At 45.0% G+C, this 23,248-nt stretch carries 20 protein-coding genes and 1 pseudogene; 8 read left to right on the forward strand and 13 right to left on the reverse strand.

Annotated elements, in window-relative coordinates:
- Positions 1-193: 193 nt before the first annotated feature.
- Genes maiA through hppD form a run of 4 tightly spaced genes read right to left on the reverse strand, consistent with a single transcriptional unit; the run spans position 194 to position 4,125 of the window.
- Positions 194-862, reverse strand: coding sequence for a maleylacetoacetate isomerase (gene maiA, locus AK965_RS02030; RefSeq protein ID WP_099078038.1), 669 nt, complete (start codon positions 860-862; stop codon positions 194-196).
- A gap of 19 nt (positions 863-881) precedes the next feature.
- The gene (locus AK965_RS02035) at positions 882-1,919 is read right to left on the reverse strand and encodes a fumarylacetoacetate hydrolase family protein (RefSeq protein WP_099078039.1); all 1,038 of its coding nucleotides are present in this window, start codon (positions 1,917-1,919) and stop codon (positions 882-884) included.
- Positions 1,920-1,928: 9 nt separating this feature from the next.
- Positions 1,929-3,059 carry a homogentisate 1,2-dioxygenase gene (locus AK965_RS02040; RefSeq protein WP_099078040.1) on the reverse strand — a complete coding sequence of 377 codons (1,131 nt, stop codon included), beginning with the start codon at positions 3,057-3,059 and terminating at the stop codon, positions 1,929-1,931.
- Positions 3,052-4,125 carry a 4-hydroxyphenylpyruvate dioxygenase gene (gene hppD, locus AK965_RS02045; protein WP_099078041.1) on the reverse strand — a complete coding sequence of 358 codons (1,074 nt, stop codon included), beginning with the start codon at positions 4,123-4,125 and terminating at the stop codon, positions 3,052-3,054. Before hppD ends, AK965_RS02040 begins: the two co-directional genes overlap by 8 nt.
- A 405-nt stretch (positions 4,126-4,530) precedes the next feature.
- Here hppD and AK965_RS02050 point away from each other — a divergent pair, with 405 nt between their 5' ends.
- Positions 4,531-4,797 carry a hypothetical protein gene (locus AK965_RS02050; protein WP_099078142.1) on the forward strand — a complete coding sequence of 89 codons (267 nt, stop codon included), beginning with the start codon at positions 4,531-4,533 and terminating at the stop codon, positions 4,795-4,797.
- Positions 4,798-5,060: 263 nt separating this feature from the next.
- On the opposite strand, the gene AK965_RS02055 is transcribed toward AK965_RS02050, so the two are convergent.
- Positions 5,061-6,512, reverse strand: coding sequence for an NAD-dependent succinate-semialdehyde dehydrogenase (locus tag AK965_RS02055; RefSeq protein WP_099078143.1), 1,452 nt, complete (start codon positions 6,510-6,512; stop codon positions 5,061-5,063).
- A gap of 153 nt (positions 6,513-6,665) precedes the next feature.
- Here AK965_RS02055 and AK965_RS02060 point away from each other — a divergent pair, with 153 nt between their 5' ends.
- Positions 6,666-7,598, forward strand: coding sequence for a LysR family transcriptional regulator (locus AK965_RS02060; protein WP_099078042.1), 933 nt, complete (start codon positions 6,666-6,668; stop codon positions 7,596-7,598).
- A 40-nt stretch (positions 7,599-7,638) separates the two neighbouring features.
- Here AK965_RS02060 and AK965_RS02065 read toward each other — a convergent pair.
- Positions 7,639-7,872, reverse strand: a pseudogene (locus AK965_RS02065) (L-2-hydroxyglutarate oxidase); the annotation flags it as partial.
- On the opposite strand from AK965_RS02065, the gene AK965_RS02070 reads away from it, so the two are divergent.
- The gene (locus AK965_RS02070; protein WP_253252650.1) at positions 7,770-8,138 is read left to right on the forward strand and encodes a hypothetical protein; all 369 of its coding nucleotides are present in this window, start codon (positions 7,770-7,772) and stop codon (positions 8,136-8,138) included. The pseudogene AK965_RS02065 and the gene AK965_RS02070 overlap by 103 nt on opposite strands.
- A gap of 108 nt (positions 8,139-8,246) precedes the next feature.
- Here the strand turns inward: AK965_RS02070 and AK965_RS02075 are convergent, their stop codons facing one another.
- Entirely contained in the window at positions 8,247-9,065 is an 819-nt protein-coding gene (locus AK965_RS02075; protein ID WP_099078043.1) for a hypothetical protein, read from the reverse strand.
- Positions 9,066-9,468: 403 nt separating this feature from the next.
- On the opposite strand from AK965_RS02075, the gene AK965_RS02085 reads away from it, so the two are divergent.
- The 4 genes from AK965_RS02085 (at position 9,469) to AK965_RS02100 (ending at position 14,140) form a co-directional block, all read left to right on the forward strand.
- The gene (locus tag AK965_RS02085) at positions 9,469-10,167 is read left to right on the forward strand and encodes a winged helix-turn-helix domain-containing protein (protein WP_099078045.1); all 699 of its coding nucleotides are present in this window, start codon (positions 9,469-9,471) and stop codon (positions 10,165-10,167) included.
- Positions 10,146-10,628 (forward strand): hypothetical protein, encoded by a 483-nt coding sequence (locus tag AK965_RS02090; protein ID WP_099078046.1) that lies wholly within the window; start codon positions 10,146-10,148, stop codon positions 10,626-10,628. The genes AK965_RS02085 and AK965_RS02090 overlap by 22 nt, the downstream gene beginning before the upstream one ends.
- 169 nt (positions 10,629-10,797) lie before the next feature.
- On the forward strand, positions 10,798-12,417 hold the full coding sequence (locus AK965_RS02095; protein WP_099078047.1) for an MFS transporter: 1,620 nt from the start codon (positions 10,798-10,800) through the stop codon (positions 12,415-12,417).
- Between the two features lie 82 nt (positions 12,418-12,499).
- A complete protein-coding gene (locus tag AK965_RS02100; protein ID WP_099078048.1) occupies positions 12,500-14,140 on the forward strand; it encodes an MFS transporter in 1,641 nt (546 codons plus the stop codon).
- A 508-nt stretch (positions 14,141-14,648) separates the two neighbouring features.
- Here the strand turns inward: AK965_RS02100 and AK965_RS02105 are convergent.
- From AK965_RS02105 to AK965_RS02110, 3 genes are all read right to left on the reverse strand, one after another.
- On the reverse strand, positions 14,649-16,385 hold the full coding sequence (locus AK965_RS02105) for an amidohydrolase (RefSeq protein ID WP_099078049.1): 1,737 nt from the start codon (positions 16,383-16,385) through the stop codon (positions 14,649-14,651).
- Positions 16,386-16,548: 163 nt separating this feature from the next.
- Positions 16,549-16,719, reverse strand: a complete 171-nt coding sequence (locus AK965_RS20380) for a hypothetical protein (RefSeq protein WP_172438042.1) — start codon at positions 16,717-16,719, stop codon at positions 16,549-16,551.
- Between the two features lie 186 nt (positions 16,720-16,905).
- Entirely contained in the window at positions 16,906-18,336 is a 1,431-nt protein-coding gene (locus tag AK965_RS02110) for a hypothetical protein (protein WP_172438043.1), read from the reverse strand.
- Between the two features lie 499 nt (positions 18,337-18,835).
- On the opposite strand from AK965_RS02110, the gene AK965_RS02120 reads away from it, so the two are divergent.
- On the forward strand, positions 18,836-19,942 hold the full coding sequence (locus tag AK965_RS02120) for a M20/M25/M40 family metallo-hydrolase (RefSeq protein ID WP_099078052.1): 1,107 nt from the start codon (positions 18,836-18,838) through the stop codon (positions 19,940-19,942).
- Positions 19,943-20,273: 331 nt separating this feature from the next.
- On the opposite strand, the gene AK965_RS02125 is transcribed toward AK965_RS02120, so the two are convergent.
- From AK965_RS02125 to AK965_RS02135, 3 genes are read right to left on the reverse strand one after another with little or no spacing between them, the layout of a single operon-like run.
- Positions 20,274-21,605 (reverse strand): ammonium transporter, encoded by a 1,332-nt coding sequence (locus AK965_RS02125; protein WP_099078053.1) that lies wholly within the window; start codon positions 21,603-21,605, stop codon positions 20,274-20,276.
- 53 nt (positions 21,606-21,658) lie between these two features.
- Positions 21,659-22,432 carry an energy-coupling factor ABC transporter ATP-binding protein gene (locus AK965_RS02130; RefSeq protein ID WP_099078054.1) on the reverse strand — a complete coding sequence of 258 codons (774 nt, stop codon included), beginning with the start codon at positions 22,430-22,432 and terminating at the stop codon, positions 21,659-21,661.
- A 3-nt stretch (positions 22,433-22,435) separates the two neighbouring features.
- Positions 22,436-23,242, reverse strand: coding sequence for an energy-coupling factor transporter transmembrane protein EcfT (locus AK965_RS02135; RefSeq protein ID WP_099078055.1), 807 nt, complete (start codon positions 23,240-23,242; stop codon positions 22,436-22,438).
- Positions 23,243-23,248 lie beyond the last annotated feature (6 nt).

Below are 23,248 nucleotides of genomic sequence, written 5' to 3' on the forward strand. Positions count from 1 at the left end.
AACAAAACCATAAATTTGCGCGAGAATGGTAACAGAGTACCAAGCACTTTTGGCACCAGTGGATATGCGAAAGCGGTAAGTTTGCCGAAATTTATTTTATCTGGAACCAAAGTTATCGATACATCGCCTTGCTAGTACCAATCGGCCTAATCAAAATTCGAACACGGTTAGGCCTTGCATAACTCAAATCAGGTTAGCGGTTGGCATCGGATTGATGTTCTGGCATGGCATCAATGAACGCTGGCAGTTGATTGCACGCCTCTACAATAGAATTGATGAGCGGATAAGGCGACATATCCAAGCCAAAACGAAGCGCATTATAGACTTGCGGCACCAAACAGATATCCACAATACAAGGCCAATCCGTGACACTGTAGATACTGTCTCCGTATAATTGTCGATGCTTGTCTAGCTTCTCTTCTAATGCCAAGAAGCCTTGTTTCATCCAATGATGAATCCATTCTATTTTCATTTCTTGATCACAAGATAGTCTTCCTTCCAAGTACTGCAATACCCGCAAGTTGTTTAATGGATGAATCTCCATCGCAATATCCTGCGCCATCGCGAGCGCCTGATAACGTAATGGTATCTGCAGGGGAATCACGGAAGTATCGGAATAGCGCTCATCAAGGTACTGAATAATGGCGAGCGACTGATTGATGCGAACCTCACCATCCACCAGCATTGGGACTAATTCCGATGGATTGAGAGCGTGATACTCTACGCTGTGTTGCTCGCCTCCATTACGTACGAGATGTACTGACTTTGATTGATACTTAAGGTTTTTTAAGTTCAAACAAAGGCGAACCCGATAAGCAGCCGAAGATCGCCAATAGCCGTAAAGCGTCATGTTATCGCTCATTCTTCTCTCGCCCAATTCATCAATGTTTAAGATACTGACTGACTTGCTGATTAATTGAGCCAAAAATGTTATTACCTTCCGCATCGAACATTTCAAGCTTAATTGAATCGCCAAAAGACATAAAACCAGTAGACGGTTTGCCGTCGCGAATGGTTTCAATCATCCGTACTTCCGCGATACATGAGTACCCTACGCCACCTTCTTCAATGGATGTGCCGTATTCAGTGCCTTGCTTGTTTGACACTGTGCCAGAACCGATGATTGCACCAGCCGACAACGGGCGAGTTTTTGTCGCATGGACTATCAAATCAGCAAAGTCGAATGTCATATCAATACCTGCGTTCGGGCGACCAAAAGGCTTACCGTTATAGGTTGAAACCAAGGGCAAGTGCACCTTATTCTCATACCATGCGTCACCCAACTCGTCCGGTGTGACTGCGACTGGCGAGAATGCCGAAGAAGGTTTAGATTGGAAGAAGCCGAAACCTTTAGCCAGTTCAGCCGGAATAATTCCACGTAGCGAAACATCGTTAACCAACATGATTAGACGAACCAACTCCTGTGCCTCTGCAATGCTCGCTCCCATTGGCACATCACCAGTAATGACTGCCACTTCACCTTCAAAATCAATCCCCCACTCGTCACTGGCAAACTCTATGTTGTCACATGGGCCTATGAATGCATCTGAACCACCTTGGTACATCAAAGGATCCGTCCAAAAGCTTTCGGGCATTTCTGCACCGCGGGCTTTACGAACCAGCTCGACGTGGTTAACGTAAGCGCTGCCATCCGCCCATTGATAAGCGCGAGGCAAAGGTGATTCGTAATAATGAGATTCAAACTCTTCACTGGCTACGACTGAGCCACCATTTAGCGCAGCGTAGAGCTCCTCTAATTGAGGCGACACTTTATCCCAATTATCCAGTGCGACTTGCATGGTGGGCGCTAAGTGCATTTCATGGAAAATATCTGTCGCAGAGACACACTGTGTTAAATCTTTGCTCACGACCATTAACTGGCCATCACGAGTGCCATTTTTCTTGGTTGCTAATTTCATCCTTGTCCCTTACTTCTCTTGCCAGCTGTAGACGTATTCTTTGTTTTCTACCTTGTCGAGTTCCTTAGAGAACTCAAGCGCGTGGCGGGTATCAATCATCACAGCCACTTCGTCAGTAAACTTCTTCTTGTACTCCCGACCCGCTTTAAACGCTTTCGGATGCGGTCCGTGCGTAAAGCCGGCCGGATGAAACGTCACCATCCCCGCTTCGATATTGTCACGGCTAAAGAAATCCCCTGCGTGGTAGAACAACACTTCGTCGTAATCATCATTGTTGTGGTAAAACGGCACTTTTAATGCCCCCGGGTCACTTTCAATAGGACGTGGGACAAAAGTACACACAACAAAACCTGCTCCTACAAATGTAGTATGTGCAGACGGAGGTAAGTGATAGCGATGCGACATGAGCGGTCGAATGTCACGCCAATTTATTTTCACTACCGATAAGTCACCGTGCCAACCAATTGCATCTAACGGATTAAAGGGATAAGTGATCACACTAACTCGATCGTGTCGTTTTACTTGAACTTGTGTTTGACTCTCTGAATACTGGGCGCGAAATGGGTCATTGATCGATGGCACTTCTAGTACTGCCGGGTCAAACACGGCGTGATTACCTACCATGCCTTTTTCTGGCAGTGAATAGGCCGCATCCGTATTTTCGATCATCAAGATAAACATCGGTTCACTTGGCTCTAACCGCCAATTGGTTGAGCGCGGAATCATCACATAGTCCCCTTCACTCACCTGTAAATGCCCATAATCACAATAGAGGTCCGCAGTGCCTTGGTGGATAAAAAGCAGCTCATCCCCGTCCGCATTACGTACCAGAAATTCCATTTTATCGTCCATTCGCCACACTCTAATTTTGCAGTTGGCGTTATGCAGAAGATGAGGTACTGCCCATGGTGTGATCTGGTTTGCCGTTTCCACCAGGTTGAAATCGAAAGCTCGCGGGCGCAAATCCCCTTCCCACTCAGACCAACCAGTCGGTGCATGTTGATGATGAAAGTGCGATGCAGGGCCAAAGAAACCACTTCGTCCTGCTTCTCGCTCAAAAATTGCCTCTTGCGGGAAATCAGCATGTGCTTGTTTGGAGCACACTCCCTCCCGGTGAGGAAATGTGATCCATTTATGCATCGCTTAGCACTCCTCGACGAATTTGGTCTTCTTCAATCGACTCGAACAATGCTTTGAAATTCCCTTCTCCAAAGCCTTCGTTGCCTTTTCGCTGAATGATTTCAAAAAACACAGGGCCAATAACAGTTTTGGTGAAGATTTGCAGCAAGATGCCATCTTTGGTAGGAGCCCCATCAATGAGAACTCGCAGATCGCGCAGTTTACTCACGTCTTCTTCGTGGCCTTTTACTCGTTCGTCGACTTTCTCATAGTACGTGTCTGGCGTCGGCATAAACTCCATGCCGCGCTCACGTAGTGTTTGCACCGTCTGATAGATGTCGTCTGTGGTTAGCGCGATATGTTGAATGCCTTCACCATTGTATTCACGAATGAACTCTTCAATCTGTGATTTGTCATCCGAAGATTCGTTAATAGGGATACGAATTTTGCCACACGGTGCCGTCATTGCACGGCTGACAAGGCCAGTCAGTTTGCCTTCAATGTCGAAGTAACGGATTTCACGGAAGTTACCAATGCGCTCGTAAAAACCAGACCACAGATCCATATGGCCTTGTTTCACGTTATGAGTCACATGGTCAATTTCATACAAACCCACGTCTGCTTTTGCCAAACGCTCGTCAGCATCATCGTAGAAGCGGAAATCAACATCATAGATGCTTTGTTTACCGTAGCGATCGACAAAGTACAGTAGGCTTTCACCAATACCGTAAATCGCTGGAATGCTCAACTCCATCGGGCCAATTTCGGTTTTGTATTCCTTCCCCCCATTTTCCAATGCTTGCTTTAACGCAACCGATGCGTCTTTTACACGAAACGCCATACCACAAACAGAAGGCCCATGAACTTTAGCGAATGCTTCTGCTTGGCTGTGCGGTTGTGCATTCACAATAAAACTGATGCTACCTTGGCGATATAACCACGCCTCTTTAGAACGGTGTTTAGCGATCTCGGCAAAACCTAGCGACATGAACAATGCTTTTAGTTGCTCAATACCTTCGCTGCACGCAGCGGTGTATTCAACAAACTCGAATCCATCCGTACCTAGCGGATTATACGTGTCAACCATGACTATCTCCTCGTGTCGTTCATTTTATGAGTCTCTGAACTTTCGTCCTCAATTCATATTTCTAACTTGGCGCAGCGAGAGAAAAATTGGAATACATAAACGAAAATCGACATTGGCGCGATTTGAGGCGACAAATGTAAAATATATGTTACACGGCAAATTGCAACGTTTTCTACCTAAAACATATCAACAACAGCTTCCTTATATCAGTGTATTAGCACGCATTACCGATATTTACACGAACCATTAAATTGTAAAGTGGTTGTTACTTAAGGGGGGTATGATCGCTTTTGTGCTTTGATAACACATTCAATGTCAGGGTAAGGACAATTTCCCTTAACTTATATGGAATGCATACCTATAAATAATGGTGTTCCTTTTCCGTTTTGCACACTGGTTATAGATATGGCCCGCCGAACTCAAGAAAATACCCAGATCACCATTAACACTATTCTCGATGTCGCGACTGAGCAATTGATTACGCTTGGCTACGAAAGGATGTCATACACCACGTTGAGTGAACAAACGGGGATCTATCACCATTGTGCCTATTTGCATGAACTTCACGTACAAATAGAATCCGTCGCTTGCACAAAGTTAGGGCAACCGTGCCAGCACACTATTGAGTGGCTAATTGGAAAGATGCTGCTTAGCTTACAAATATACCAATAAGCCCAACGCCATCATAAAGCGCTGTGCATGCGTTAATTTACGAACCAATCGGCGTAAATTTGAATGGGACGTGAATCGGTGACCAGTCGCCGAACTCTTTATTGAGCTCGGCTTGTCCAAATAAAGAATCAACCTAATCGGAAATTATCTAACGACAAAAACAAAAAAAAGCAGCACATAAAGTGCTGCTGAAACAATCACGACGGAAGACAATGATTAGGAATAAAAAACTTAAGGGCGTTTCTATTTCTGAACCTAGGAGGTTAGGCATCTATTCCATGACATAAATATTTGATTTCTAGATAATCATCGATGCCATACTTAGATCCTTCACGGCCACATCCAGACTCTTTGACACCTCCGAAAGGAGCGACTTCGGTCGAAATGATGCCTTCGTTAATACCCACGATGCCATATTCCAACGCTTCACTCACTCGCCAAACTCGACTATGGTCACGCGTATAAAAATAAGCGGCTAGCCCATAAGGCGTATTGTTGGCCCTTTCGATCACGTCAGATTCTTGAGTAAATCGGAATACCGTCGTTACGGGACCAAACAACTCTTGATGTGCGACTTCCATTTCCTCGGTTACGTCAGTCAAAATAGTTGGCTGATAGAACTGCGCGCCAAACTCAGATACCTGGCCACCAAGCGTCAGAGTTGCACCTTGCTCTATTGCTCTTGCCACCAGCCCTGACACCTTCTTCACCGCTCTATCATTAATCAATGGTCCAATATCCGTCTCTGAATCTAGACCATTACCGACGACCAAATTCGACACCGCCGTTGAATAGCGATTCATAAACTCATCGTAAATGGCATCATGAATATACAAGCGATTGGTACAGACACAAGTTTGCCCAGCATTACGATATTTAGAAATCAGTGCGCCTTGCACGGCCTTGTCGATATCCGCATCTTCAAACACGATAAACGGCGCATTCCCACCCAACTCCATCGACACTTTCTTTACCGTTTCAGCGGTCTGACTGAGAATAAATTTCCCTACTGGTGTCGACCCTGTAAACGAGACTTTTCTCACCAAAGGATGACGACAAAGTACCTCTCCAACCTCCGCTGGATTAGCCGTGGTCACCACGTTAATTACGCCTTTGGGTATTCCAGCTTGCTCAGCGAGTGCAGCCAAGGCAAGCGCACACAGTGGTGTGTCTTCTCCCGGTTTCACGACAACCGTACAACCCGCCGCTAGCGCCGGGCCAACTTTACGAGTGATCATCGCAATAGGAAAGTTCCAAGGCGTTATCGCCGCGACCACCCCAACAGGTTGCTTAATGGTCATATAACGATTGTTTGGTTTGGCTGCTGGGATGTTATCGCCATAGGTTCGTTTTGCCTCTTCCCCAAACCATTCGATGAATGACGCGCCATACATGACTTCACCGTAAGACTCTTTGTAAGGCTTACCTTGCTCGCTCGTTAATAGCACGGCTAAAGACTCTGCATTTGATACGATGAGTTCAAACCATTTTCTAAGTAAGTTTGCGCGTTCCTTGCCGCTGGTTTTCTTCCAAGATAAAAAAGCGTGATGAGCAGACTGTACTGCTGATTCTGCATCTTCCGCTCCCATGTCCGGAACTTGTGTGATCACAGTGCCTGTTGCTGGGTTTACGACATTAACTTGCTGCCCACTTTTTGCGTCTACCCACTCACCATCTATATAGCCTTGGGAAAATACCAAACTTAACTCTGCCATCATTCAATCACCCTCTGTTAGAAATATTAGCAACTTCAAAGATTTGTGATTAAAAGTTACGCATAATCACCCTTTTATACAACAAAATAATAACAAACATTCAGCCGAGATAAGTATTGTTCTCTAAACATGAAGTTTTAAGGGGCTAAAACAATGACAAAAAACCCTTCTCCAGTGGGGCAAATCGGCGACTACGAAATCAAACAACTTAAGATATTCAAAGTCGTTGCTGATTGCGGTGGATTCTCTGCCGCCGAAACAGAATTAAACATCAGTCGCTCAACCATCAGCATTCACATTTCAAACTTAGAATCACGGCTTAACCTAACGTTATGCCGGCGCGGCCGCGCAGGTTTTGCCTTAACTGAGGAAGGGATTGTGGTGTATGAAGCGACCGTAAAGCTGTTAGGGGAACTCGAAGATTTCAGAAATACAATTAACCATTTAGACATTCAACTTTCTGGTAATTTGACTGTTTTATTTAGTGATACTATCAGCCTTGACCCTCGTGCTGGCATGCCGTTGGTGATTCGAAAGTTCGCTAAGCTAGCCCAGGAAGTATATCTGACTGCCGAAGTCGCGAGGATGACAGAAATTGAAAGAATGGTTATGCAAGAAGAGGCAGATATTGGGTTTATTCCCTATCACAGGGAGTTAGAAGGGTTAGAATACGATCATATCTATACTGATATATGCTATCTCTATTGCAGCAAAGACAATCCGTTAGCCACTTTGTCTGATGAAAAACTGACGGATGAAGTCATTAACGAATTTCCGGTGGTATACGCTGGAATGAAAACACAAGAGAAGATCAATGGTCATTTAGCGAACATGAACTTAAAAGCGACGGCCTACAATTATGAATCACGACTGGCGTTGCTACTATCCTCTCGTTATATCGGCTATTTACCAGAGCGTTATGCAAAGCCATACGTAGAAACTGGAGAGTTGATCGCCATCACACCCGAGCATCGTTACTATCGCTTGGAAGTCATGGCGATAACAAAGAAGACCATCGCTGTGAATAAAATTCGCTCCCTATTTATTAAAACGATGCGAAATTTTTATCAACAACAAAATCAGTAATGTTCATCGTCCCTCCTTTGCTAGAAGGAGGGGATGCTAGCTAAGCGACATCTGCAATCTTCATAGAAGTTGGTAGCTGTTGCTTTTCAGCTATTTTGTCACAAATGTAGCCACCAATTGGAATCGCAGAGGTTGCGGCTGGGGACGGCGCATTACAAACGTGAAGACTGCGTGCACTTTCGGCAAACAAAAAGTCGTGCACTAACGTACCATCTTTTAGTACTGCTTGAGCTCGGATCCCCGCCGGGTAAGGCTCTAAGTCTTCTAACTGAATTATGGATAAAAGGTGAGATTGGCCAGTACTTCCAGGAAGGCTTGCATTCTCTAAAAGGTATCGACTCGATTGTGGACATTCGAAATGACGGGTTAATTGGTGCCGTTCAATTTTCCGATGCTTCTCATGGAAAACCAATAGGTTTCGATATCCAAAAACAGTGCTATGACAAAGGCGTAATGGTTCGTAGTATGGGCAACACCATTGCCCTATCCCCCCGCTTGTTATTAAAAAAGAGCACATTGATGTCATTGTGGAAACACTAGAGCAAGTCGCGAAAGACATTCCTGCTTAATCGTATGTCCTACCGTGATATGCAAAGAGGCGGTCAAATTGACCGCCTCTTTCATTAATTCATGCCATTCGCACAGAACTTAGAAGTAATAACTATAAGTAAACTTCAGCTCCGTTCCCTGCCTGTTGTGCCCAAAGCTTTGCTCGGCGTCATCAAAATACTCGGTATACGTGACTTTACCCCAATGCTTGCGGTCGCCTGTAAATGGGGTCTGAAACGCAAGATCCAATTGCAACTGATTGATTGTGCCAACCTCCCCACCAAAGTCTAATGAACTAAATTGCGGGTTGATTTGCACGTGCGTACCATTTTTATGCAGATAAATGGAGTTTAAGAAATTGAACTGCACGCCCCAAGTGTAATCATCCACTAAGCCCAGTCGGCTGTAAGTACTGTTATTTTGCCCGACCGCCCCCGCCAAAATTGGAAAAGATAACCAGTTTTTAAATGGGGTGTCGACACGAATCAAACCGCCTACCGCAAACAGTCGATCCGATATCGCGTCCGTAAAACTGGTTTCAATATAATCAAGTGATATACCAGCCATTGGGGCATGCTGCCACTCTGTATGGGTAACTTCAAAGTACCTTGCGCGTACTTGTGACAAATTAAAATCGTCGCTACCAACTTTGCCATTCTCCTGGCCCTGAACGGTTAACTGCCCCAAAAACAGATTGCCATTACTTTTCCCGCCAGACATCTGGCCTTGAATTTGAACAAAATCGTTATCTTCTTCAGTAAAACTTTGTTTACCGTAAGTGATGTTCAACACAGAAGAGACTTTGGTATGGTCACCTGGATCCGGCGCATCTTCAGGGCTAATGTGTTCATCTGCAAATACATTGGAAGTAAAGAGTATAAGTGCACTACTTAATGTTATATTTTTATAATTAATCATGGTCAAAAACCTATTGTGTGTGCGTTATTGGTTCTTGGCTTCAACGAGCCAAATTCCAAACCACTCTAGGGAAAACCACCTGACTTCGATAACAAAATAAAAGAACAATAAATGAAAAAAAATATTCACACCGCATGTAGTAACTAACTGGTTAATTAACCTTATTTTTTTGAAAGACTTCTCGCCACAAGAGCCATGCCACCAACTAATCGATAGTACGGAAATATTGACCATAAAAATTTCACTATATTTATTGTCACTTATTATTGAATAGCCAAATGACCCAATCCTCATTTTTGGCTTTTTGCATTTTGATGCAAAGAATTTATTGCCGTGGATCAAATGCTCCAATCATGGTTCTCGGTTAGCATATTTTGCGTAACAATGATGAAGAGAACATAAAATGACGAATCTATCCTTGGAGCCACCGGTATATAAAATCGGTGATATATCCTTTTCACCCACTTCCGGAGTGATTGAAAAACAAGGAGACTTATCTCGACTACGCGCTAGAGAAGCCAACTTGCTTCATGAGTTGATTAAGACGTTTCCTGACGTTCTGTCTCGCGCATCCATTGAAGAGACACTATGGAAAGATTCTTACGCAACCAACGCAACCATAAACCAAACCGTCAAAGCGCTTAGGTTTTCGCTGCAAGACGTTGAGCGTAATCTTATTAGAACCATCCCCAAGCAAGGTTATGTGCTTTCTGTCGCTCCTCAACTCGATGAGTGCAAAGAGGCGACAGTGCGTGTTGAAGCACAAACGCAAATCTCGGCAGATAACGCGGAAAACGTAACAAATACCGACGCTACTTTAAGTATTCATCACTTACCATCGCTGCGTTTTTTTACGCTAACAATCGCCGTCGGAATTGCATCGTTTGCCCTCTCCGCCTCTGGTCTCTTCGTTACTGAACCTTCTCGAGTCAGCCACCAGCAAGGAAAACACTGGGTTTTGTTTGATGCTACGCCTGACGAGCTAGAGACGCTGCAGCTCGACTCCGTTGGGCCCGTCAAATATGTAGTCAAACAAGACGCCTTTTATCGCGTGTGTTCTCAAATAGAAGGAGTATTGAAGTGCCAAAAAGTCGACTTTTGAAATTATTAATACTCGCCTTGGTGATTGTCCTTTCGTGTTTGCTTGGCACTAAAACCTATTACGTTTTGAATGACCCATTTCGGGTATATGAAGGTGGATGGCAAGGTGAAGGTGCGATCTATATCAATGACAAAAAGATCGACAGTAGTGCTTTCCTACTGATCAAAGGCGGGGAAATTCGCCTTTCCATTCACAACCAATACAAAGAATTCAGCTACACCTACGACGGAACCTTAGTGATGCGTCAACGTGAACATATCAGCGCTCATTTCGATATTGAGAACCGGCATGTGGAAGGACTTGAAGCGTTCATCGAAAATACCAAGTTAGACGTCCCTATAGGGGGTACGTTACTTCGATTGAATACATGGCGACTGGATGAAGGGCGAATTTTCCTCGATGTCCAGCAAAGTAATGGAATAGACGTATCTTATATTTTAACAAGAAAGTCAGATGGTTAGAGTGATTTTAGCTTTTTTTACCTATTAATTTACAAATACAATTTTTTTTCTTCTAAAGATACTTTTTTTGGTTGGAGCGAAAGCAACCACACGCGGTTAAATAACGGTGATGATTAATTCATAATTATAACGACGTGAGCTTTTGCTCTTCAACCAAAAGGTATCTACTATGACGGTATCCGCTTCTACCCTTCCTAAACAGGAAGAAAAATCAGGGCTAGCCAAATGGTTCCCTCTGATTGTTCTTCTTGCTGCCCAGTTTTCAACAATGGCAGATAACTCAGGCTTAGCGATTTCTACAGATGCGCTCATCGCGCTTCACGGGGCGACTATGCCACAAATTCAAATGGCCAATGCTATGTACCCGCTTATCGCTGGTGCTGGCATGATAGCAGGTGGTCTGATCGGTCTTATTATTGGCTGGAAACGCCAAATGGTCATCGGCGCTGGCATGCTAGCTGCCGCTTCCTTTGGGGCAGCTTTCGCACCGAATATGGAAATCTTGAACTACGGCGCACGCGTTGGCGCTGGTTTAGGTGCTTGTTTGCTAATCCCTGCTGTGCTGGCAAATGTTGCTGGTATCTATAAAGGTAAAGACCAAGCGATCGCATTCTCCGCCATTGCCGCATTAGTCGGTCTTGCCAGTGCTATCACTCCACTGCTCTTCGGGTTCATCCTTGATGTTGCCAGTTTCCGTGTGGCGTTTATGGGCTTGGGCGTTTACTGCTTACTGGTTATGTTTGGCAGCATGAAACTACCTACGCTTGACGCTAGCCCATTTAAAGGCAAACTGGATACGGTCGGCATTGCACTCGCGGGTATTGGCTTGCTTTGTTTTGTAACCGGTCTTCTGAAGATTTCTGAGTGGGGTCTGGTTGCGCCGCTTACTGACTTCAGCATCTTTGGCTTATCTCCAGCAATTCCAACCGTTCTGCTTGGCGCTAGTATTCTAAAAGCACTGATGGTGTGGGAGCGTCGCTTTGAAGCACAAGGTGGTACGCCACTTCTTCCATCTTCTTATGTTAAGAACCCGCAAGTCGTGGTTGGTTTAGTGCTATGCGCAACCATCTTCCTGCTATTCGGTGCGACAGGCTTCATTAACGTGTCATACATGCAGCTTGTCGCTGGCATGAGCGCGTTCTCTTCCGGCATGGCTCTGTGTGCGTTCGCTTTGGGTATGATGATCGGTTCCTTAGGTGCACCTGCAAAACTTTCCAACTGGACTTGTCAACGCGTATGCCAGTTAGGCTTTATTATTGCGGCAGCCGGTACTGCGCTCATGTTCCTTGGCTTCACTACGGAAGGCATCACCTTCTGGCAATACATCTCTCTGACTATTTTTGGTACTGGTGCAGGTCTATTGGCATCTCAAGCATCCATCGTAGTTACTTCAGCGCTTGATGAGCGTGAAGCGCAGCAGTCTGGCGGCATCCAAGCGACATCACGTAATGTGGGACAAGCATTCGGCGTTGCAATTTTAGGCTCTGTTATGCTGTTCTCTCTCACTGGCGCAATTAAGTCTAACGTGGCGGAACATGAGGCTCTGTCTGCTGAAACAAAACAAATCATTATTGAGCAACCTTCATTGCCATTTGTGTCAAATGCGATGGCTGTTGACCTGATGGAAAACTTGATTGCCGATAAAGAGGAACAACGCATTGTGATTGAAGTAATGGCAGAATCACGCTTGCAGTCTGTTCACTACGCTCTATTTGCACTTATCGGTCTGATGCTTGGTGGTTTGGCACTATGTTCTAAACTCCCCCAGAGATCGTTAATGAAGAGCTAGTTTACGTTCTTATTCGCCCCGGGTACGCCGGGGCTTTCTTAGTTTTAACCCCTACCTTTCCTCAGTCACTAAGTGAGGCGCTATGGAAAATACAAAAGAGAATAAGAGCTGGCTGCTCATCGCTCTGTGCCTAGCACAATTCACACTCTCAGCCGATGTCGCAAACCTTTCGATTTCCACTTCGGCATTAGTGCAACTCTTTCAAACTGATATCTCAAATATTCAATTTTTGGGTACGGTCCAACCGCTTGTAGGCGCAGCTTTCATGTTATCTGCCAGTGCGCTGGGGCTGATCATTGGTTGGAGACGACTGCTTATTTTAGGCACCTCTGTCGGCCTCATCTCAACCATTGGTTTTATCACCATCGACAATATGTCGACCATTTCCTTATTTGTACGACCACTTGCCGGTATTGCCTCTGCGTTAATATTGCCTGCGGTTCTCGCCCTTGTCGTAGCGCACTTTCCCGGTAAAAACCGAGCGGTCGGTTTCGGTTTAATGGCGGCTGCAACTGGACTGGCTGCAGCATTGATCCCTTTGGTGAGTGGTTGGCTACACGATAATACCCACTGGTACTGGCCTTTCGTGCTCATTGCCATTTGTTATTTTTTAAGTTTACTGACGGCGATATTTTGTATCCGCCCGATTCACACCAACCAACCCGCTAAGTTTGATATTTTAGGTGCGAGTCTTGGAGCAATCAGCACGGTAATGATCTCGTTTAGCTTAATAAAAATGCCTTACTGGGGAGCGATATTGGTCTTAAATGGCGCGAATACGCCATCATGGCTTAGCTTTATTTTTCCTATCAGCCCAGCACTGTTTCTACTAGGACTTGGCTGCTTCTTATTCGGCATTTTCATATTTCAGCAAATTCGCTTTGAACGAGCCTATGGATACGCACTGCTGCCTATTAGTTGGTTTATAAACAGTGCATCACGTACCGGTTTTATCGTGCTCTCTTTAATGTATATCGCACTGGGCGGCAGTAGTTTTGTTGTTGTCACTTACTTGCAGGTCGCAATTTCTCTCTCTTCGGCGCATTCTGGTGGCATCATTCTACTGTTCTCTGCGTGTATGATTTTCTTGTCCGTCGCCACTCCACTGTTTTTCAAGCATCAATCACCTAAAAAACTCTGTCAGATCGCGTTTATGGGGATGTTTACCGCTGGCGCGACATTGCTTTTATCAAGCCAAAGTGACCAAATCTTAGGGTCTTTTTATATCGGTATGGCACTTCTTGGCGCATCAATGGGAATCTTGGCGTCACAATGCCCAGTAATTATCACAAATGCATTAGGTGAACGTGATGCTGAGCAATCCGGCGGATTACAAGCAACGGTGAGAAACATTGGCCTAGTGCTTGGGATAAGTCTGTTTGGGGGAATAAATCAGTGGGCGGTGGATAACAGTATTCGCTCCAATCAAGAAATTTCCACATACTACCCAACTTCGTTTGTGTCCGACTTAAAGCAAGTCTCCCATGTTCCGTATATTGACAATGCGAGGGTCGATATTTTAATTGACCGTTACCAACTCGATAACCATCAAGCGAGTTACCTATTGAAAGCGAATGCCAATGCAAGAGTGCTCGGCTTTAACCTTGCGATGATGACTCTCGCGCTACTAGCGCTGATCGGCGGATACATGAGCACCAGAATACATAAGTCAAGCATTACCCCTCTTCCCCTGCCACTTAAACAAGCCCTACCTTTAAAGTAACTAGCATCATAGGCCAGCCTCCCATGGTTGGCCTAAAGTCTCTCTTTCACACTGACGCCCAAATAACTTCAAGGTGCTATATTCAGCGCATTCTGTCGGTTCTATCTCTAACAGCCGCTGACGCAAACAATCAGGGAAGAACAACGCAGTAAAGTGCCATTGCGTGAACGGGACAAAATTACGTCTCAACGCACATCACGCCATATGGGTATTGCGCTTTGCTGTGACGTAAAATCATAGCGCGCTGTATTTCACTATTGGTCGGGCAAGTACTCTACCTTTAGCGCCGTAAGTGATCACCATTAACACCTTCTCTAAGCATGTTTTCGTGCACAATAATCCGACCACTTACCAATACCAATTGGGCTCACCTTAGCTTCCTCGCTAGAGCATGTCGCTTCCATCTCCGGGCCTTTGACCTTAGTTTCTGACTAAGCCTTTTAACAGACATAAAAAAAGAGCACTGTGCGTGCTCTTTGAGTTAAGTGAAAGTGCGTTTATGTTGGTGTTAAGCCATTTCTGTTTCTTTCACTGACGTTGCTATACGTGGGTGTACTGTCACTTCACCGCCCAATACCGTTGCATGAACGTGAATGTCTTTGATCTGCTCTTTAGGCGTATTCAAAGGATCTGCATCTAGTACTGCGAAATCAGCCAGTTTTCCTGGTGCAATCGAACCTTTGTTGTCTTCATGCCCCATTAGGTATGCAGCACCTAGTGTTACCGCATGCAGTGCTTGCTCTGCGGTCAAGCACTCTTCTTCACCATACACATTGCCAGAGAATATGCATTTACGATTCATCGCGCCCCACATCATAAATAATGGGTTAACCTGTGTCACACCGTCATCACAGTGGATAGAAAACGGAATGCCTTTTTTCGCAGACGTTTGGAATGGGTTCAAACGCTTAACAAGCTCAGGCCCCACGGTTTGAGTGGCATGCACATCCCCCCACACCGGTACATGTGTACCAAATAGGTTGTGACAAACCCCTAGCGCTTTCATGCGGTCCATTTGTTCGTCAGTCACCATTTGATTGTGCTCTAGGCAGTGACGTGCATTTGGCATTGACGTGTCTTTTTGCATACGCTCGATAAGGTCTAACAGTTTTTCTGTTGTACCATTGCCGTTACAGTGGAAAGAGATGTTGTAACCCGCCTTATGGAAAGGAAGAGAAGCCTCATAGATCTCTTCAATGTCACGAGTCAGTGATGTGCTTGGCTTGCCATTATAGAATGTCTGACCGTCTAGCAAGTTCGCGGTAAACCCTTGAATTGAGCCGTCGGTATTCACGTACTTAACGCTGCCAATGCTTAAGCGATCATTGTTCTCTGCTTTCATTGCATTCACTTCATCTACGCTGAATACGCCAACAAGTGGGTATGCAGTAACACGAAGTTTAAATGCTGGATTTGCACTGAGTGCTTGGTACAGTGGATAAGGGTTAGATGGAATACCCATACCACAATCAGCAACGGTCGTTACGCCGAGTGAATGGGCAATGTTCGCGTAATCAATCAGTGTTTTGCCGATAACCGCAGGATCAGTGCCATAGTTAAATGCGCCAACATTCAGTGCGCGATACAGATCTTTCATCTCTGCAATGTCACCCGTTAGTCGACCGTTTTCACGGAGAATAAACTCTGGATCATCATCTAAGCTGTACCCTACTTTTTCGATTGCTTGCGAATTCATTGTTGCTAAATGGCAACTCGCATGCATGAAAAAGACTGGAGAGTCATCAACTACTGAATCAAGGAAATCACGGTTGACTATGGAGCCATCTGTCATCAACAAGGGGTCAAGACCCCAAAGGTTAAGCCAGTCACCTGTTTTCCCTGCATTATCATGCTCTTGTTTTAATTCTTTGATGCGAGCTTTTAACGTCTCTTCCGTTGAGCAGCCTTTTAGTAATTTGCCACCAACACCTAAGCGATCATACTGGCCGCCATACTCGAACATGCCAGTAAACAGCGCCGCCATCAGTGGGTGCATGTGTGCTTCAATGAAGCCCGGAACAATCGTTTTCCCTTCAAATTGAGCGTCATGACGGTAAGAGATATTTTCCGTATTTAGGAATGTTTCAGCCTGATCTTTAGTGCCCGTAAAAAGTATTTTCCCACTTTGCACGACCACAGCATGCGCTTTTGGTTGGTCTTCGTTAACCGTAATAAAATGGCCCGTATATAAGACGGCTTCGTTGCTGTACTCAAGACCAGGGTTAAGAACTGTTTTTGTTGTCATAATGAAACTCCGAACATGTAGGATACGTGTTTGTTTTTTTGTGTACCCTTTCAAACTGCCTCAAACCATCGATGCTTTCGAGAATTTAAAAGTGAAATAAAATTATCAAACAAAATTCGCAACTAAAAAAACATCAATCCATTGAATTTATTAAATTTTTTAGCTAACGATAGTTTTGTTGCTGGTCAAAAAATAGATGCACTTCAAAGCTTCCTATCGGATTTTCAGCTGCTTCAGATTGCTCCTTTCTAATATCAACTACGCTATAGATGATGGCACTCGCCAATACAAATATCAGCAGGACATAAATCAGTATTCTTGTGTAAAAACCCATAGCGCACCCCTCATTGGTTGATTGAGTACTAGTTATAGGCTGCTTAGTCCTTTCATATATTGATAAGTGCCTCTCTTAAACAATTTCTCATTTATTGTTATTTATTTTGTTCTAACTTTTTTCTTTATAAAAAATATAAAAATACCCAGCGTTGCTGGGTATTTCTTGCGAAATTAGTGACTCTATTTACTTTGTACAGCTCTCTACTGATAAACTTTCTTCAGAATCGCCACACTCTTCTTTAAACGTACCATCACGGTAGTTGGTAAGACGCTCCCAACGCCCATCACTATTATGAATCGTCATAATCTGAGATGGCTCATTTAAGTTCTTGCCAAATTCATTTTTTACTCGCATCCACGAATCAGCTTCGTGTCCTTCTTCGCTGTAAAAATTGGTATCAATTTTCCCCCTAATTGGAGTTAAATCAGTTTGATCGATCACATCTGTCATTCCAACTAAATGACCAAAACCACTATCTTTTCCATCGAAATATGAATGTGATGTATAACTAACCAAGTCACCATTACGATAGTTCTTCGTCACGAGATACTGACCAAAATTCCCTGTAATAGTTAAACACTCGCCCCAACTTTGTGCATTTCCAAACACGCTGTTACGAACACCTGATGAATCATCCAATAACGTTTCTAGCCACTCATCTCGATTACAGGAATATCCTGAGTCATACTCAGTCTTCTGTATGGCAACATTGTTTTCAATGTTTACACCATTACGTTGAATTGTTTGCATTTGGTGTTTGTCGAAAAGAAATAGCTCAGTTTCCAAATCATCTGACATTACATAGGTTTCTGAACGATTGTTGCCATTTGATACCTGAACAAACTCATATCGATACCATTTTTCATCGTATTGTTCGCTTTGATCGTGGAATTTACCCAAAAAGTACTCAACCCAAGCAAAATCCGCTTCAGGATTCGCATCAATAAGTTGCTTTGTTTCGGTATAAGATTTTTGTAATCCCGGAACCAACGCTTTTGCTAACTCATGCAGAGCCGTGTCACCACTAGCAACATAATCACCGTACAACTCATTAACAGTCACGTTGTAGCGCCGTGCTACTCGGAACTCTTGCTCTTTTAAGCGCTGTGAAATATCCGTTCGTAGCGCTTCCTCTTTAAGAATAGAATCACAAGATAGTCCATTTGATTGCTGGCTACGAAGCTCTTGCTCCACTTGCTTCCAAACAACGGACGTCAATGGCGTCAAGTTCAGTAAATCTTGATCCGTTGTGAGTGCAAACTGTGGAGGGAACACCATTTGATACGCTTCTTCAATTGGCGTTTCTGGAGTGTCAGTATCAATAGCACCCTCCGGCACGTCAACCACTAAAGGAACATATTGGGCACACTGTTGATACTTACTAGGAATACTAAGTTCAAAATCGCCCTCACCCTGTGTTTTCACATTTGGCTCATTCGCATCAAGCTGATTGTTCAAGTTCAAATCCAAAAAGACGGTTGCACCAACAATATAGCCATCTATCGCTTTGCCTTTTAAAAGAAGAGATTGACCAGAATCACCATCACTGCTACTTCCACCTCCACAACCAACTAACACTGAAACTAGAGAACTCAATAAAGTGAGTTTACGCACGTTCATAACCTTTCACCGTACATTATATTAATTTTTGTCCAAACGACCTTGGTAGGCTTTGGTGTTATTTTTATGTTAAATATCATGCTGTTAAAACGAATAGAAACATAATATTACACTTATAAATGTATCACGATGAATGCAATTCATTTAATTCAATGATGGGTAAACGCCACTTTCGTCATACTTTGTATGTCTCTTTTTCTGCTTGGTACGAAAAATAAGCAAAGTGCCGACAAAAACCATCCCACCCTTTCCGCTCTCTAGTTTCGCAAAGGTGTGGTTAAATTGAAAATCAACGCTTTTGCTCCCACTAACGAAGAGCGTGACCACACCATCACTTCGTGATTTTTGATGGTCAGAAGAATGTCAGGCAGGTCTCTTCTTTGACTCAACGCAGTTTTCGCTAGAAGAAGGTGTGTAATAAGAGAAGTTCTGTTCCCTTTCGTGATCCCAGCTTCATGGCGACGATCTCGACCAAGAAAGAATGAGACACCTAATGACACAAATTAATCAAGAACGTTTAGTTGAACACTTCTGCCAATTAGTTCGTATCGACAGCGAAACAATGAACGAAAAACAAATCGCAGAAACACTGGCAGAGCAACTGGGCGAACTCGGCTTCGCGGTTCATAAACTTCCAGTTCCTGAGCACATCTCAAACGGTTTCAACGTATACGCACGTTTGGAAGGTAAAAAAGAAGGCTCTATTCTAATCAGCTGCCATATGGATACCGTAACACCAGGTATTGGCATCGAGCCAATCATCGAAGACGGCATCATCCGCTCGAAAGGCAACACGATTCTTGGTGGTGATGACAAATCTGGTATTGCAGCCATTATGGAAGCAGTTCGTTGCATCCAAGCTGAAAACCTAGAGCACAAAACACTGGAATTGGCGTTCACAGTACATGAAGAAGGTGGCCTGTTTGGTTCTGAATACTTCGATATGTCGCATGTAACGTCAACGGAAGCAATCGTACTCGATACAGGCGGCCCTATCGGTACTATCGTGACGGCGGCACCGGGCCAACAAAAAATCGTTGCGACAATCAAAGGTCGCCCGGCACACGCAGGTCTTGCACCAGAAGAAGGCATCAGCGCAATCATGGTAGCAGCAGATGCTATCACCCAAATGAATCTGCTGCGTATCGATGAAGAAACCACCGCGAACATCGGTATGGTTAACGGCGGCCAAGCAACCAACATCGTGATGCCTGAACTCACCATCGTTGCGGAAGCTCGCTCACTAAACGGTGAGAAGCTCGATGCGCAAGTGAAGCACATGATCTCAACCTTCGAATTTGTGGCTGAAAAACACGGTGCGGAAGTCGAAATCGAATCAAGCCGCGCATACGATGCATTTGTAATCGAAGAAGACAATGCTCACGTAACCGCAATCAAAGCGGCGTTCGCTGACATGGGCATCGATGCATTCACCAAAGGCACTGGCGGCGGTAGCGATGCAAATAACTTCAACAAGAAAGGCCTAACAACGGTCAACCTTTCTACTGGTATGGCAAAAGTACACACCACTGAAGAGTTCATCACGGTTGACGATATGGTGAAAATCACTGAATTCGTTAAGCACTTCCTAGTGAAATGATTTTGCAGAAGTAACCACAGACTCCCCTTTATATCGCCCTGTCGATAATGGAGGGGAGCGTTACCCGCTCTCTATCCTTTCTTCTATTTTCTACCATGCCAACTTGGCAATAGTTGTTGGCAGACAAAATCAAAACTGATGAAGCGTACCGTACAGCAAAGACACTGGGGTTCGACCTTTTCCAAGGCTTCCAACTGTACAAACCCGAACTGCTAACTCTGCCGTGTGTCGCATAAAGTAATCAGAAAAAAACGGAAATCCTTTCTGGATTTCCGCGTGTTTGTAAGTGTACTACTCTATCTCGTAGTGCCTGAAAACCGTCCCAGTCCTATCACTGTTTGGGTGGTTCACCATTTTCCTTTGGGGTTTCTTCGTCTGAGGTTTCTTCGCCTGAGGTTTCTTCCCCATCGTTAAACCCACCAGCGACGATGTCATCCTCACCAACGTCATCATAGTGATAGGCATGCTCACCCAAACCGGCAAAATCAAGCCCCTTCTCTTGCATCTCATCAGGGGCTTTCAAATCACCATTGCGGTCAACCAACTTCAGGATAAACATTGTGATAAACCATGAATACACAGACACCACAACAACACCCACGATCTGGATAAACACTTGGTAAACGCTAGCCTCGACTTTATCAATTGCTTCACTTGCCAAAACACCCACCAAAATGGAACCGACGATACCGCCAATGCCGTGGGCGCGGAACACTTCCAACGCATCATCCACGCCTAGCCTCTCCTGAATGTGCTTGGCAAAGTAACACGCAGTTGCCCCAATCAAGCCGATTAATATGGCTGAGCTTGGTTCAACATACCCTGCCGCTGGTGTAATGGTAGCGAGACCTGCCACAGCCCCAACCAAGGTACCAGAGAAGGAAGGTCGGCCACGCTCACGCCACTCCCAGAACATCCAGACCAACATGGCCGTTGAACCAGAAAGGGTGGTGTTGGTAAAGGCGTAAGCGGCAAGCTCGTTTGCCGCATAGGCACCGCCGGAGTTAAAGCCAAACCAACCAAACCACAGCAAGCCGGCACCGACAGCCACCAAAGGCAGGTTTGCCGGCAACTCATGTTCGCCTTTGCGAACGCTAACACGCTTGCCAACATACAACGCCGTAGCCAGCGCTGACACGCCCGCCGTGGCGTGAACCACAATACCCCCGGCGAAATCCACCACACCAAGTTTGGAGAGGAAACCGCCACCCCACACCCAGTGCGCAACCGGAATATAAATCAGCAGTGTCCACAGGATGATAAATTTCAGATAAGGCCCAAACCGGAATCGCCCTGCAAATGCTCCAGTTATGAGTGCCGGTGTAATGATGGCAAACATCATTTGGTAGGCGAAAAACAAAATGAAGGGAACGTTTGGTGCATACGCATCATTTGGCACTGCTCCAATGTGCCTCATCCCCATAAACTGGGTTAACGAACCAATCACACCGGCTACATCATGACCGAAAGCGAGGCTAAAACCACCAAACACCCAAATGATGGAAACGACACCCATGCAAATGAAGTTTTGCAGCATGATGGTGAGCGAGTCACGCTCCCGGACCAAGCCGCCATAGAACAAAGCAAGGCCAGGCGTCATCAATAAAACCAACGCGGTACATAGCAAAAGAAACGCTGTATCACCACTGTTTAAAATATCCATATCGTATCCTTTCTATTGCATCTAAATCTATGTTAATAAAAACAAAACCAACATTATGAGTTACTGCGATACAATGTGGGTTTACCCGGGCACTGGACGGGTTTCATCGACAAAGGCAGCGTCAACCCAAATTCCCTCAGTGCTTTTTCATCAGAGAACAATTCGGCTGGCCTTGTACTACAAACCAGTTTCCCTTCCTTTAGCACAACAACTCGGTCACAAACCTCAAGCACCATGTCGAGATCATGCGTGGCAATGAGTTGGCTGTGTGTAAAGGATTTGATAATCCGGATGACATTTTCCCGTGCGATCGGATCTAAGCTGCTAGTTGGTTCATCCAGTACCAAAACATGGGGCTCCATTGCGATAACCCCTGCAATCGCAACACGTTTTTTTTGCCCCAGCGATAGTCTATATGGTGGTTTATCGATCATGTTTAGCCCATCCACTACGACCAGCGCAGCCCGAACTCGTGCATCAATGTCTTCATCAGGCACCCCAAGGTTTTTCAACCCAAATGCAATATCGTCGTAAACCGTAGGCATAAATAATTGGTCGTCCGGATTTTGGAATACCACACCTAGCGTCCGCCGAACCGTGTTGAGGCTGGACTCGCACACTTTTAGGTTTCCAATGAAAATCGCACCGTGAGTAACCGGAATAAAACCCGATAAAGCACCAATTAACGTTGATTTACCGGCACCATTTGCCCCCAGCAATCCAATTTTCTCACCGTGATGAATCTGGAAGCTGATGCCTTCAAGGGCAAAACTACCGTCGTCGTACTCATAGCTAATGTCGTCAAATGTAATCAGATGATGGCTCATTTTCTATCCCATAAAGACGCTGCCCAACTGGGTGACAACGTTGTATTTCCAACAAATAAATGAAAAGAAAAGCCAAAATACCGTCCAGAGAGAGTCTTTCATCTGCCATGAAAGACTCGTGTGTTCGTGTAACTGTCCGGTAAATCCTCTGGCCAACATGCCTTGATGAATACGAATGCACCTGTTCATCGACTTGACAAAAAGGATTTTCAACAATTGGCTATAAAACCCAAACGGGACGGCATTTTCTTTCTTCACCTTGCGTAGGCTGTATGCCTGTAACATGGCGATAAATTCCTCTGCCACCACAAAGAAGAATTGGTAGAGCAAATAAATTTGCGTGGTAAGAACACGGGGCACTTTCATGCGCTGCAGTGCCGTCACTATCGGTTTGATCCCCGTCGAGCTGAACAGCAAGAGAGAAATAGACACGCACAGCAACACCCTCAAGACAATCGAGATTAGCGACAGCCACCCCGAGGACACCACACTCCCCCACGGCGTCAACCACTGCCCTTGGTCCAACAAAGGATTCAATACCCCGAGCATGAGGCTGAAAGGCAACATCACCAGCAGTTTTCCGGACAGGAATTTGAACGGAATATCCGCCAGCGCCATAATGACAACAGGGAACAGCAGCAAAGGAAGCAGCGATGTCACTGAGTAGCTTCCCTGACTGACTATCGCTATTAGTACAACAAGCGCGCTGATGATCTTCGCCCGCGGGTCCAGTTGGGTAATGAAATTATCCTTTCGGCTGTAATCATCGATACTTCGATAATTACGAAGTGATAACTGCAACAGTTTCATTGGCTT

The sequence above is a fragment of the Vibrio sp. PID17_43 genome, from assembly GCF_002608565.1.
In the GTDB taxonomy this organism is placed as follows: Bacteria; Pseudomonadota; Gammaproteobacteria; order Enterobacterales; family Vibrionaceae; genus Vibrio.

Excerpts from the sequence above, each read along its gene's own strand:
- maiA (WP_099078038.1), bottom strand. The coding sequence starts at position 862 with ATGAGCGATAACATGACGCTTTACGGCTATTGGCGATCTTCGGCTGCT.
- AK965_RS02035 (WP_099078039.1), bottom strand. The coding sequence starts at position 1,919 with ATGAAATTAGCAACCAAGAAAAATGGCACTCGTGATGGCCAGTTAATG.
- AK965_RS02040 (WP_099078040.1), bottom strand. The coding sequence starts at position 3,059 with ATGCATAAATGGATCACATTTCCTCACCGGGAGGGAGTGTGCTCCAAA.
- hppD (WP_099078041.1), bottom strand. The coding sequence starts at position 4,125 with ATGGTTGACACGTATAATCCGCTAGGTACGGATGGATTCGAGTTTGTT.
- AK965_RS02050 (WP_099078142.1), top strand. The coding sequence starts at position 4,531 with ATGGCCCGCCGAACTCAAGAAAATACCCAGATCACCATTAACACTATT.
- AK965_RS02055 (WP_099078143.1), bottom strand. The coding sequence starts at position 6,512 with ATGGCAGAGTTAAGTTTGGTATTTTCCCAAGGCTATATAGATGGTGAG.
- AK965_RS02060 (WP_099078042.1), top strand. The coding sequence starts at position 6,666 with ATGACAAAAAACCCTTCTCCAGTGGGGCAAATCGGCGACTACGAAATC.
- AK965_RS02075 (WP_099078043.1), bottom strand. The coding sequence starts at position 9,065 with ATGATTAATTATAAAAATATAACATTAAGTAGTGCACTTATACTCTTT.
- AK965_RS02085 (WP_099078045.1), top strand. The coding sequence starts at position 9,469 with ATGACGAATCTATCCTTGGAGCCACCGGTATATAAAATCGGTGATATA.
- AK965_RS02095 (WP_099078047.1), top strand. The coding sequence starts at position 10,798 with ATGACGGTATCCGCTTCTACCCTTCCTAAACAGGAAGAAAAATCAGGG.
- AK965_RS02100 (WP_099078048.1), top strand. The coding sequence starts at position 12,500 with ATGGAAAATACAAAAGAGAATAAGAGCTGGCTGCTCATCGCTCTGTGC.
- AK965_RS02105 (WP_099078049.1), bottom strand. The coding sequence starts at position 16,385 with ATGACAACAAAAACAGTTCTTAACCCTGGTCTTGAGTACAGCAACGAA.
- AK965_RS20380 (WP_172438042.1), bottom strand. The coding sequence starts at position 16,719 with ATGGGTTTTTACACAAGAATACTGATTTATGTCCTGCTGATATTTGTA.
- AK965_RS02120 (WP_099078052.1), top strand. The coding sequence starts at position 18,836 with ATGACACAAATTAATCAAGAACGTTTAGTTGAACACTTCTGCCAATTA.
- AK965_RS02125 (WP_099078053.1), bottom strand. The coding sequence starts at position 21,605 with ATGGATATTTTAAACAGTGGTGATACAGCGTTTCTTTTGCTATGTACC.
- AK965_RS02130 (WP_099078054.1), bottom strand. The coding sequence starts at position 22,432 with ATGAGCCATCATCTGATTACATTTGACGACATTAGCTATGAGTACGAC.
- AK965_RS02135 (WP_099078055.1), bottom strand. The coding sequence starts at position 23,242 with ATGAAACTGTTGCAGTTATCACTTCGTAATTATCGAAGTATCGATGAT.